The organism is Streptomyces oceani, from assembly GCF_001751245.1.
GTDB lineage: Bacteria > Actinomycetota > Actinomycetes > Streptomycetales > Streptomycetaceae > Streptomyces > Streptomyces oceani.
Genome location: NZ_LJGU01000108.1, coordinates 72,827 through 84,121 on the forward strand (window position 1 = coordinate 72,827; position 11,295 = coordinate 84,121).

General features: G+C 70.8%; 10 protein-coding genes and 2 pseudogenes. 2 read left to right on the forward strand and 10 right to left on the reverse strand.

Translation table 11 applies throughout. The annotated features are described in order from the left end of the window. The 8 genes and pseudogenes from AN216_RS29055 to AN216_RS05095 form a co-directional block, all read right to left on the reverse strand. Positions 1-482 (reverse strand): annotated as a pseudogene (locus AN216_RS29055) (hypothetical protein); the annotation flags it as partial. Positions 483-641: 159 nt separating this feature from the next. After that, a complete protein-coding gene (gene rlmB, locus AN216_RS05070) occupies positions 642-1,607 on the reverse strand; it encodes a 23S rRNA (guanosine(2251)-2'-O)-methyltransferase RlmB (protein ID WP_070195395.1) in 966 nt (321 codons plus the stop codon). 141 nt (positions 1,608-1,748) lie between these two features. Next, a pseudogene (locus tag AN216_RS26495) lies at positions 1,749-2,069 on the reverse strand (23S rRNA (guanosine(2251)-2'-O)-methyltransferase RlmB); the annotation flags it as partial. Between the two features lie 226 nt (positions 2,070-2,295). Further along, a complete protein-coding gene (gene cysS / locus AN216_RS05075; protein WP_070195368.1) occupies positions 2,296-3,711 on the reverse strand; it encodes a cysteine--tRNA ligase in 1,416 nt (471 codons plus the stop codon). A 79-nt stretch (positions 3,712-3,790) separates the two neighbouring features. Further along, complete coding sequence (locus AN216_RS05080; RefSeq protein WP_070195369.1) at positions 3,791-4,195, reverse strand: PPOX class F420-dependent oxidoreductase; 405 nt, start codon at positions 4,193-4,195, stop codon at positions 3,791-3,793. Between the two features lie 154 nt (positions 4,196-4,349). Next, on the reverse strand, positions 4,350-4,913 hold the full coding sequence (gene ispF / locus AN216_RS05085) for a 2-C-methyl-D-erythritol 2,4-cyclodiphosphate synthase (RefSeq protein WP_079166272.1): 564 nt from the start codon (positions 4,911-4,913) through the stop codon (positions 4,350-4,352). Next, the gene (ispD, locus tag AN216_RS05090; protein ID WP_070195370.1) at positions 4,900-5,694 is read right to left on the reverse strand and encodes a 2-C-methyl-D-erythritol 4-phosphate cytidylyltransferase; all 795 of its coding nucleotides are present in this window, start codon (positions 5,692-5,694) and stop codon (positions 4,900-4,902) included. The genes ispF and ispD overlap by 14 nt, the downstream gene beginning before the upstream one ends. Positions 5,695-6,315: 621 nt before the next feature. Then, positions 6,316-6,798: a CarD family transcriptional regulator gene (locus AN216_RS05095; RefSeq protein ID WP_070195371.1), complete on the reverse strand. Its 483-nt coding sequence runs from the start codon at positions 6,796-6,798 to the stop codon at positions 6,316-6,318. A gap of 573 nt (positions 6,799-7,371) precedes the next feature. Between AN216_RS05095 and AN216_RS05100 the strand changes: the two genes are divergently transcribed. Beyond that, positions 7,372-8,070, forward strand: a complete 699-nt coding sequence (locus AN216_RS05100) for a hypothetical protein (protein ID WP_070195372.1) — start codon at positions 7,372-7,374, stop codon at positions 8,068-8,070. A 120-nt stretch (positions 8,071-8,190) separates the two neighbouring features. Here the strand turns inward: AN216_RS05100 and phoP are convergent, their stop codons facing one another. Together phoP and phoR are read right to left on the reverse strand one after the other, a co-directional pair. Continuing rightward, positions 8,191-8,868 (reverse strand): two-component system response regulator PhoP, encoded by a 678-nt coding sequence (gene phoP / locus AN216_RS05105; protein ID WP_476755924.1) that lies wholly within the window; start codon positions 8,866-8,868, stop codon positions 8,191-8,193. A 5-nt stretch (positions 8,869-8,873) separates the two neighbouring features. After that, complete coding sequence (gene phoR / locus AN216_RS05110) at positions 8,874-10,265, reverse strand: two-component system sensor histidine kinase PhoR (RefSeq protein ID WP_070195374.1); 1,392 nt, start codon at positions 10,263-10,265, stop codon at positions 8,874-8,876. Positions 10,266-10,522: 257 nt separating this feature from the next. Between phoR and phoU the strand changes: the two genes are divergently transcribed. Next, a complete protein-coding gene (gene phoU / locus AN216_RS05115) occupies positions 10,523-11,221 on the forward strand; it encodes a phosphate signaling complex protein PhoU (RefSeq protein ID WP_070195375.1) in 699 nt (232 codons plus the stop codon). Positions 11,222-11,295 lie beyond the last annotated feature (74 nt).

The window sequence follows — 11,295 nt, forward strand, 5'->3', positions numbered from 1 at the left end:
GGCGGGCCGGCGGCACCGGGGGCGCGCTCGATCACACGTGGGAGCGTCTGGGTGGCGACGTCCCGCTGCGGCTGGTCCAGCTCCTCCGGTCCGTCCAGCCCCTCCCGCTCGACCACGGGCGTGCGCGCCGCACGCAACAGCCGGCGCGCGCCGGTGTCCTCCGGGCCGATGTGGCCGCTCCACACCAGCGGCGGCCGGCGTCTGCGCACGCTCGCGCCGGTGCTCGCCGGCCGCCCTCCGCTGTTTCCCGCCCGCGCGTCGGCGTACGAGCGGCTGGCCGCGTCGAGAAGCCGGTTGCGGGGTGCCGGGGTGGGGAGTTCCACCCGGAAACTCACGTGGTTCACGACGACCTGCGCGGGATCGCTCGGCACCCTGACCGTACTCAGTACGGACGCGTCCTCGGTGAATCCCGGCGGGGTGCCTCCGGAGGCTGCTCCTGGGCCGATTCCGGAGTCCGGTGTGCGGGATGTTCTGGTGTCCACACTCCTCTAACCGAGTGACGGACCCGTAGGACACTGCCTTGACCGGTCCGATGTGTCAGGGGTCCGTCAAGGGTCGTACGGCCATCCGAGCGCGCGTACGGCGACCGCTCGGGGCGCCGGCTCGGCTGCCACCCCCGTGACAGCCCACAGCCTCCCGGCTCACCGACGCCGGCGGGCCGCCTCGTACAGCACGACGCCGGCCGCCACCCCCGCGTTGAGCGACTCCGCGCCACCCGGCATCGGAATGCGCACCCGCAGGTCACAGGTCTCGCCCACCAGCCGGGACAGCCCCCGGCCCTCCGAGCCGACCACCACCACCGCCGGTCCCTCGAGCGCGTCCAGGTCGTGCAGCGCCATCTCACCGTCCGCGGCCAGCCCCACCACCATCAGCCCGGCCTTCTGGTAGGTCTGCAGCGCCCGCGTCATGTTGGTGGCGCGGGCGACCGGCACGCGCGCCGCCGCGCCCGCCGAGGTCTTCCACGCCCCCGCCGTCATGCCAGCCGCCCGCCGCTCCGGGATGACCACGCCGTGCCCGCCGAAGGCCGCCGTGGAACGGACGACGGCGCCGAGGTTGCGCGGATCGGTCACCCCGTCCAGCGCGACGATCAGCGGGTCCTCGCCCACGTCGAAGGCGACGCCGGTGAGGTCCTCCGGATGCGCGTAGTCGTACGGCGGGATCTGCAGCACCACGCCCTGGTGGTTCAGGCCGCTGGTCATCCGGTCCAGCTCGGGACGCGGCGCCTCCATGAGGTGGATGCCGCCCCGTTCGCTGGTGAGCCGGAGGGACTCCCGCACCCGGTCGTCGTTGTCGATGAACTGCTGTACGTACAGCGTGCTGGCCGGCACGCCCTCCCGCAGCGCCTCCAGCACGGAGTTCCGCCCGACCACCAGCTCGTTGGTCCCGCCCTTGCCGGCACGCTGCCGCTGACCCGGCCGGCCGCCGGCCCCGGACGCCCGCCGCGCCCGGGCCTCCGCCGCCCGCTGTTTGGCGTGGCCCTTACGCATCTCGGCTGGCGGGGTCGGGCCCTTCCCCTCCAGGGAGCGGCGACGCTTGCCGCCGCTGCCGGCCTGCGCGCCCTTCTTGTTGGACGTACGCCGGTTGGGGCGCTGGCTGTTGCCGGCCATGGGGCCACCATTCCTCTGCTCTGCTGACTGTGCCGTGTCCGTCGCGGACGCCGCCGCGTACGCACGACCACGCCGGACGCCCGTCCGGTCCTGACTGACATGTGGCGCCTTCAAGGGTACGGGCGGTGGCCGCTTCGTACNGTTGTCGATGAACTGCTGTACGTACAGCGTGCTGGCCGGCACGCCCTCCCGCAGCGCCTCCAGCACGGAGTTCCGCCCGACCACCAGCTCGTTGGTCCCGCCCTTGCCGGCACGCTGCCGCTGACCCGGCCGGCCGCCGGCCCCGGACGCCCGCCGCGCCCGGGCCTCCGCCGCCCGCTGTTTGGCGTGGCCCTTACGCATCTCGGCTGGCGGGGTCGGGCCCTTCCCCTCCAGGGAGCGGCGACGCTTGCCGCCGCTGCCGGCCTGCGCGCCCTTCTTGTTGGACGTACGCCGGTTGGGGCGCTGGCTGTTGCCGGCCATGGGGCCACCATTCCTCTGCTCTGCTGACTGTGCCGTGTCCGTCGCGGACGCCGCCGCGTACGCACGACCACGCCGGACGCCCGTCCGGTCCTGACTGACATGTGGCGCCTTCAAGGGTACGGGCGGTGGCCGCTTCGTACGCCGGCACCGGTACGCACCGCCCGTACGCCCGCGGCCGTACAGCCGCTGCCCGTCCAGCCGCGGCCCCGGCAGCCGTGAGTCTCCCCTACGCCGGTCCGCCGCCGCCCAGTTCCCAGCGCGGACCGCTCGGGGTGTCCTCGATGACCAGCCCGGAGCGCTGCAACTCGTCCCGGATGGCGTCGGCCGCGGCGTAGTCCTTACGGGCCCGCGCCGCCTGCCGCTGCTCGAGCACCAGCGACACCAGCGCGTCGACCACACCCCGTAGTTCCTCGCCACGGCCGCCGGCGCCGGTGTCCCCGGCCCAGGGCTCGGCGAGCGGGTCCAGGCCGAGCACGCCCAGCATCGCCCGCAGCTCGGCGCACCGTGCCACCGCCGTGTCCTTGTCATCCGCCGTCAGCGCGGAGTTGCCCTGCCGGACGGTCGTATGCACGACCGCGAGGGCCTGCGGGACGCTCAGGTCCTCGTCCATCGCCTCGGCGAACGCCGTCGGCACGGCGGCCGCCGGCTCGACCTCGCCGACCAGCTCCACCACCCGCCGCAGGAAGCCCTCGATCCGGGCGAACGCGGTGTCGGCCTCGCGCAGCGACTCCTCGCCGTACTCGATCGTGGAGCGGTAGTGCGGGGTGCCGAGGTAGTAGCGCAGCACGATCGGCCGCCAGTGCTTGACCATCTCGCTGACCAGCAGCGAGTTGCCGAGCGACTTGCTCATCTTCTCGCCGCTCATGGTGACCCAGGCGTTGTGCGCCCAGTAGGCCGCGAAGTCGTCGCCGTACGCCCTGGACTGGGCGATCTCGTTCTCGTGGTGCGGGAAGACCAGGTCGACGCCGCCGCCGTGGATGTCGAAGGCCGCGCCGAGGTACTTGTGCGCCATCGCCGAGCACTCCAGGTGCCAACCGGGCCGGCCGGGACCCCACGGCGTGTCCCAGCTCGGCTCGCCCGGTCGCGCGGCCTTCCACATGGCGAAGTCGCGTGGGTCCCGCTTGCCGGTCTCGCCCTCTGACTCGGGCTGCCGGAGATTGTCCAACTCCTGGTTGGAGAGCCGCAGATAGCCGTCGTAGGAACGCACGTCGAAGTAGACGTTGCCGTCCGCGGGATAGGCGTGCCCCCGCTCGATGAGGACCCGCATCATCTCGATCATCTCGGGGATGTGGCCGGTGGCGCGGGGCTCGTTGGTCGGCGGGAGGCAACCGAGCGCGTCGTAGGCGTCGTTGAAGGCGCGCTCGTTCTCGTAGCCGATCGCCCACCAGGGGCGGCCCTGGTCCGCGGACTTCGCGATGATCTTGTCATCGATGTCGGTGACGTTCCGGACGAAGGTCACCGCGAAGCCGCGGTAGGCCAACCAGCGGCGCATGATGTCGAAGTTGAGGCCCGACCTGATGTGGCCGATGTGCGGGGCCGCCTGCACGGTGGCACCACACAGGTAGATCGAGACGCGGCCCGGTGTGAGCGGGGTGAAGTCACGGATCTGCCGGGCGCTCGTGTCATACAGGCGAAGATTCACGGGTACAGCGTAATCCGCACGCCGGGTCGGTTTCGCCCGCCCGCGCGCGATCAGCGCCGGACGGGCGGCGCCGCGACGGTCAGAGCCGGCCGACGACCTTGCGCGGCGTGATCCGTACGACCACCCGCTCGGCGTCCTGGTGCGCCTCCGGGTTGAACTCGGCGTAGTCCTTGCCGACGTACTTCCGGGCCAGCTCGTTGATCAGGTCCTGGCCGCCCTCGGTGGTGAGACTGGCCTCGCCACGGATCTCCGCGTAGAGGTACGGCTCGTCCGCCGGCTGCACGACGACCGAGATCCGCGGGTCCCGGCGGAGGTTGGCGGTCTTACGGCGGTCCACGGTCGTGGAGATCAACAGGTCCTCGCCGTCCCGGCGTACCCAGACCGGCGAGGCTTGCGGGCCCCCGTCGGGCTGGATGGTGACGACGGTGACGAAGACCGGTCCGTCGAGGATCTGCTTGAGAGGGTCGGAAAGCGTGACTGGCACGGGATGCGCTCCTCGGTTCGGGACAGCGGTGGTACGGGCTTCTCGGCCCTCGGCGATTATCCGCCCGTGCCCGCGCCTGGCCACCTTCCCACGCGGGCCGTCCGAAGGTTCGCCCTGGCGACCGGCCGTCCGCGAGCACGCTCGCGAGCGCCGCTCAGCCGGCCTTCGGGTGGCGTACGAGCAACGCGGTGGCGATGGCGGCCAGTCCCTCCGCGCGACCGGTGAGGCCGAGACCGTCGGTGGTGGTTCCGGAGACGGAGACCGGCGCGCCGACCGCTTCGGAGAGGGCCCGCTGGGCTTCGGCCCGCCGCTTGCCGATCTTGGGGCGTACGCCGATGACCTGGATCGCGACGTTCCCGACCCGGAAACCCTCCGTACGGACGATCCGGGCCGCCGCGGCCAGCAGTTCACTGCCGGCGGCACCGGACCACTCGGGGCGCCCGGTGCCGAAGTGCGCGCCCAGGTCGCCGAGTCCGGCGGCGGAGAAGAGCGCGTCGCAGGCGGCGTGTGCCGCCACGTCACCGTCCGAGTGGCCGGCGAGGCCGTACTCCTCAGCCGGCCACAGCAGGCCCGCGCACCAGAGCGGGCGACCCCGCTCGAAGGTGTGCACGTCGGTGCCGACCCCGACCAGCGGAAGCGCGGGCGGCGGCTGGTCCGCCGGCTCGTACGGCTGCGGCTGCGGCTGCGGCTGCGGCTGCGGCTGCTCAGAATCCGTCATTGGCCCTCCGACGGGCGAGTACGGCCTCCGCCAGCACCAGGTCCAGCGGCCGGGTCACCTTGAACGCCTCCTCGTGCCCGGGCACCACCACGACCCGGGCACCCAGCCGTTCGACGAGGCCCGCGTCGTCCGTGGCACCGGGGTCGTCCGGGCCGTGGGTGCCCTGGGTGCCGGCCGGGTCGTGCTGCTGCTCATGTGCCTTCAGCAGGGTCTCGCGCTCGAACCCCTGCGGGGTCTGCACGGCACGCAGCCGGGAGCGTTCCGGCGTGTCGACCACCGGTTCCGGGGCACCGGGCCGCTCACCGGGCGCGACCTGTTTCACGGTGTCCGGCACCGGCAGCGCCGGTACGACCGCCACCTCACCGGCCCGTACGGCCGCCGCCACCGCGTCCACGAGGTCGACCGGCACCAGCGGACGGGCGGCGTCGTGCACCAGGACGCTCCGGACGTCCTCGGGCAGCGCGGCGAGGCCGCGACGCACGGATTCCTGGCGGTTCGCGCCGCCCGGCACGACGAGGAGGTCGACCCCCTCCAGGGTCTGCGCCAGCAGGTGTTCGTCGAGCAGGGTGTGCACGTCGACGACACCGTCCGGCGGCGCGACGACCACGACGAGCGAGACCGTACGGGCGCGGGCCATGGCGCGTACGGCGTGCACCAGGATGGGCGTGCCGCTCAGGGTGCGCAGGGCCTTCGGAGTGCCGGGCCCGAGCCGAACTCCCCGGCCGGCGGCGGGGATCACCACGGCGGTGCGGTGCGGGTCGGGAGGCGTGTGGGAGGACATTGATTGCACGTTCAGGTTTGTTTCCTCAGCCGAGGTGGGTATGGCCACAGCAGTGCCGGGCACGACGCCTTGATCGGCCCCTTCCGTGACATCCGATCAAGTCAGTCGCTGAGGCCCGGCACACCAGTAGAGCATCCCGGCGAGTCGTCTCTCGGCAGCGCTGGGCTGGGCATGAAAGGCGCGTACGGCCGAGTTCTGCCCGCGACCGCACGACGAGCCCACGCACGGCGGCGCTCGTACGGCCACGACGCCGCACGACCAGTGGCGTACACACTCAGCGACCCCTCGCCCACACGCCGCATTGGGACATGGCAAGACTGCCGAGTGGCGACCGACTGCCGCCGGACGACACTCGCCACCTGGACACACGAGATCAACGCCGAACCGGCCCAAACGACGCGACACCGAGCGCGCCCGACGCCGGGCGGGACCGAAGCGGCCCGTGCCGACACGGGCCGATCTTGTCGTTCGGCAAGTTCCACGACGCGTGGGCACCGCGACTTCCCCACCGAGGATCCCCAGGACCAGGCCGAGGAGGAGAGATGGCGGTGAGACCGCGACACCCACGCGTGCGTGGCGAAGCTGAACCAGATCAGTCCGACGGGGAAGCCCGTCGCAGGGTCAGGAGGCGAGCACCTCGTCAAGCAGCGCCTCGGCCTTGTCCTCGTTTGTCTTCTCCGCGAGGGCCAACTCGCTCACCAGGATCTGGCGAGCCTTGGCCAGCATGCGCTTCTCACCGGCGGACAGGCCACGCTCACGCTCCCGCCGCCAGAGGTCACGCACGACCTCGGCCACCTTGATGACGTCGCCGGAGGCGAGCTTCTCCAGATTCGCCTTGTAGCGACGGGACCAGTTGGTGGGCTCTTCGGCGTATGGCGCGCGCAGCACCTCGAAGACTCTGTCCAGTCCGTCCGTGCCCACCACATCTCGCACGCCCACGATCTCCGCGTTGTCCGCGGGGACGCGCACCGTCAAGTCGCCTTGCGCGACCTTCAGAACCAAGTAGGTCATGTCCACGCCTTTGATCTGGCGAGTTTCGATAGCCTCGATCAGCGCGGCCCCGTGATGGGGATAGACCACGGTGTCGCCAACCTTGAACGTCATGTGTCAGGTACCCCTTCCGTGGCTATCCATCCTAACACGGACACAGGGCGTACTGAATGGCGTTTTCGCAGGTCAGGCCACATTTCGGGGCTTGACAAGGAAGCCTATGTCGTGCTGCGAAAGCCTGGCCGATCGAGGTATTCGCAGGTCGGAAGCAGTCCACGGAGGCCGCATATCACCTCGGCAATGACAAAGTAAATCTTGGTTTGTCGAGCGTTTTGTCCGTTTTGTCGCACTCTATGAAGCGGCCGCTCCGGCCGTTCCGGGTAATTGATCAGTCCGTCGATAAGCGCCGACAAGCGACGACAAGCGCCGTTGACGTTGATCAGTATTCCGTCGGACTTCCCCGCCGGATTCTTATCCGCAATCAAACGTTTCGCCATACCGGACGAGCGAGGCTGCTGAGTCGTACGGCTGGTTCGCCCAACCACCGTGACACTCACGAGACCTACGAGGGGTGGGTGCGCCAACGCGTGGCCCGGGTCGGTAGCCTGATCCGCTAGCAGTTCACCATCGTCCGCGACCGGGCACGCCGTTCGGCCGCCAAAGCTCGTCCAAGGAGATGCCGCCGCCGTGAGCAGCAGCCTTCGACGCGGCACTCTCGCCGCCACCGCCATCGCGCTCGCCGTAGTCTCCCTCAGCGCCTGTGGCACCGGGAACAACGCCCAGACCCTGCAGATCAAGCCGGACAGTGCCGCGACAGCCGTCGACGACATCCAGATCCAGGCCGTCAACTTCATCGTCCCCAAGGGAGGCGAGGGGCCGGCGACGCTGACCGCGCGAATCTTCAACTCCGACAGCGAGCCGCAGCAGCTCAAGGACATCCGGGTGGGCAACACCGGGCTCAAGGTGGAGCTGAGCCCCGCGAAGGGCGAGCAGAAGCTGACCGTGCCGGCCCACGGCCACCTGGCGATCGGCGGCAAGGGCAACGCCTCCGCGGTGATCGCGGAGGCCGACCGGAAGCTGCAGCCCGGCGAGGCCCAGCGGGTCAGCTTCGACCTCAGCTCCACCGGCAAGATCGAGATGCGCGCCACGGTGGTGCTCGCGACAGCCGACAATTACCGGGAGTTCGGCCCAAGCGCCGCACCCACGCCCTCCGAGGCGCCGACCGAGTCCACCCCGGAGAGCCCCGGTGCCGAGGGCGAGCAGACCGAGGGCGAGCAGACCGAGGGCGAGCAGACCGAGGGCGCTACGACGCCGGAGGCCACCGAGACCGGCCCGGCGAACACCCAGCAGCCGACCGGCAGCCCCACGCAGAGTCCCCAGGACTGAGGGCGGCAGGAGCACGGACAGCGCCGACGGCTGTACCCACAGCGCCGACGGCGCTGAGTAGGCGTCACGCCGTCGGCGCGGACGTGCTCCCCGACCGGGAAGCCGTCGACGACTCGTCGGTCAGGGTTCGAACTTGTAGCCGAGGCCACGCACCGTCACCAGGAAACGGGGCGCGCCGGGGTCGGGCTCGATCTTCGCCCGCAACCGTTTGACGTGTACGTCCAGGGTCTTCGTGTCACCGACGTAGTCGGCGCCCCACACCCGGTCGATCAGTTGCATCCGGGTCAGTACCCGGCCGGCGTTCCGCAGCAGCATCTCCAGCAGGTCGAACTCCTTGAGCGGCAGGTCGACCTTCTCGCCGGACACGGTGACCACGTGCCGGTCCACGTCCATCCGCACCGGCCCGACCTCCAGGGCGGCCGGGCTCACCTCCTCCGGGGTGGACTCGCCGCGCCGGCGCATGACGGCACGCACCCGGGCGACCAGTTCACGGGAGGAGAAGGGCTTGGTGACGTAGTCGTCGGCCCCTATCTCCAGCCCGACCACCTTGTCGATCTCGCTGTCCTTGGCGGTCACCATGATGACCGGGACGTTGGACCGACCGCGTAGCTGACGGCACACCTCCGTGCCCGGCAGGCCCGGCAGCATCAGGTCGAGCAGCACCAGGTCGGCGCCGTTTCGCTCGAACTCGTCCAGCCCTTCCGGCCCGGTGGCCGCGATGGCGACCTCGAAGCCTTCCTTGCGCAGCATGTACGACAGTGCGTCGCTGAACGATTCCTCGTCCTCGACGACGAGCACTCTGGTCACGGGTGGACCTCCGGGGCAGAGAAGTTTTCAACAGGGGGGTCAACAGTGGACTTGGGGGACCGGGAAGACTCTGGTGACTGACGGGACTCGTCGGAGGGCCGGGCGCGGTCAACAGCGGGACCGGCACGGTCGCCGTTCTCCTCGCCGAAGCCGTCCTCCGCGCCGAACGCGGCGGGCTCCCACAGCGCGCCGCTCAGGCTGTCCCGGCCGCGCCGGTTCGCCTCGGCCTTCTCGCGTGCCCTGCCCGCCTCCGGCAGCCGCAGGGTGAAGGTGGAGCCCTCGCCCTCGACGCTCCATACGGTGACCTCGCCGCCGTGCGACGCCGCCACGTGCTTGACTATGGCGAGGCCCAGTCCCGTACCGCCCGTCGCGCGCGAGCGTGCCGGGTCGACGCGGTAGAAGCGCTCGAAGACGCGTTCCTTGTCCATCGACGAGATGCCGATGCCCTGGTCGGTCACCGCGATCTCGATCAGGTCGCCGCCGGGTGCGGGCGTACGCCGACCGGCTATGCCCACCCTGGTGCGCGCCGGCGAGTAGTTCACGGCGTTCTCCACGAGGTTCCCGAGGGCCGCCGCGAGCTGCCCGCGGTTCCCCCACACGTGCAGGTCCTCGGTACCGGCGGCGGCCAGGGTGATCTGCTTATTGCTCGCGGTCTGGCTGCACCGGTCGATCGCCTCGTCCACCAGTCCGGCCACCGCGACGGCCTCGGAGTCCTCCAGCGGGTCGTCGTTCTGCACCCGGGAGAGGTCGATGAGTTCCTGTACGAGGCTGGTCAGCCGGGTCGCCTCGTTCTGCATACGGCCGGCGAAGCGCACCACGGCCTCCGGGTCGTCGGCGGCGTCGATCACCGTCTCGGACAACAGTGAGAGCGCGCCGGCGGGCGTCTTCAGCTCGTGGCTGACGTTCGCGACGAAGTCCCGGCGCACCGCCTCTATCCGGCGCGCCTCCGTCATGTCCTCGACCAGCACGAGCACCAGCCGTGAGCCGAGCGGGGCGACCCGCGCGGAGACCGCCAGGGCGTCGCCCCGGCCGGTACCCCGGCGTGGCAGGTCCAGCTCGACCTGCCGGATCTCGCCATCCCTCCGGGTGTCCCGGGCCATGCCGAGCATCGGCTCCACGGTGAGCTTCCCGCCGCGTACGAGTCCCAGGGCGTACGCGGCTGAGCTGGCCTTCACCACGGCGTCCGACTCGTCCAGCACCACGGCCGAGGAGCGCAGCACGGAGAGCACGGTGTCGACGCCGGGTGGCAGAGCCACCTCGGAATGCAGCGACGTACGGGTTGGACGGACCTGCTCGCGCTCGCTCCAGCGGAACGCCAGCATCGCGACCACTCCGGTGCACACACCGGCGACCGCGGCTACTGCGGCGACGGCCGCATTCACGTCCATGTGTCCAGGCTATGCGGCATCCGAGACGCTGCCCCAGTGCTTCCTGGCCCGTCTCGAACAGTCGTCCCCCAGAGTTCACCTCTGTGTAGGAGCTGATTCACTTGGGAAGCCGGCAGCGGACGCATTGGACACCCACCGTGGGAACATGTGGGACGCCGTCTGACGACCCCGCTCGACCACGGTTACCACGGACTGTTCGCACGCAATACGAAGGCAATCGCGGTGCGGGGCATACGCCACGCGAGGGAAGGAGACGCATGCGGGACGCGTACCACGAGGAGCTGGACTCCATCAGCGACAGTCTGGTGGAGATGGCCCGGCTCGTCGGCTCCGCGATCGGGCGCGCCACGACGGCGATGCTGGACGCGGACCTGAAGCTCGCCGAGAGCGTGATCGCGGCGGACGAGAAGGTGGACGACCTACAGCGCGACCTGGAGACCCGGGCGATCCAGTTGCTGGCCCGGCAGCAGCCGGTGGCCACGGACCTGCGGATCGTCGTCACCTCCCTGCGGATGAGCGCGGACCTGGAGCGTTCCGGCGACCTCGCGCAGCATGTCGCGAAGGTGGCCCGGCTGCGCTTCCCCGCATCCCCGGTGCCCCGGGACCTGCAGGCCACCCTGCTGGAGATGGGTCAGCTCGCGCAGCGGCTGATGGCGAAGACCGGCGAGGTGATCATCACCAAGGACGTCGATCTGGCGCTGCAGTTGGAGCAGGACGACGACAAGATGGACGACCTGCACCGGACGCTCTTCCAGCACCTGATGGACGACCGCTGGCAGCACGGCATCGAGACGGCCGTGGACGTGACACTGCTGGGCCGTTACTACGAGCGGTTCGCCGACCACGCGGTCTCGGTCGCCCGCCGGGTGGTCTATCTGGTGACCGGTGACTACGCCGACGAGCTGGACGAGACGGCCGCCGCCTACGACGGCACGGCACCGGTCGAGAGCGCCTGACGGGACGGCCAAGCGGCCCGATGGCCCAGCGGCCGGGGCCCGGAGCGGCGGCCCGGGCCCGCAGGGCCGAGGGG

What these genes read in the sequence shown, in the direction of transcription:
- rlmB (WP_070195395.1), bottom strand. Translation starts at nt 1,607, where the DNA reads ATGGCCGGCAACAGCCAGCGCCCCAACCGGCGTACGTCCAACAAGAAG.
- ispF (WP_079166272.1), bottom strand. Translation starts at nt 4,913, where the DNA reads ATGACGGATTCTGAGCAGCCGCAGCCGCAGCCGCAGCCGCAGCCGCAG.
- ispD (WP_070195370.1), bottom strand. Translation starts at nt 5,694, where the DNA reads ATGTCCTCCCACACGCCTCCCGACCCGCACCGCACCGCCGTGGTGATC.
- AN216_RS05095 (WP_070195371.1), bottom strand. Translation starts at nt 6,798, where the DNA reads ATGACGTTCAAGGTTGGCGACACCGTGGTCTATCCCCATCACGGGGCC.
- phoR (WP_070195374.1), bottom strand. Translation starts at nt 10,265, where the DNA reads ATGGACGTGAATGCGGCCGTCGCCGCAGTAGCCGCGGTCGCCGGTGTG.
- phoU (WP_070195375.1), top strand. Translation starts at nt 10,523, where the DNA reads ATGCGGGACGCGTACCACGAGGAGCTGGACTCCATCAGCGACAGTCTG.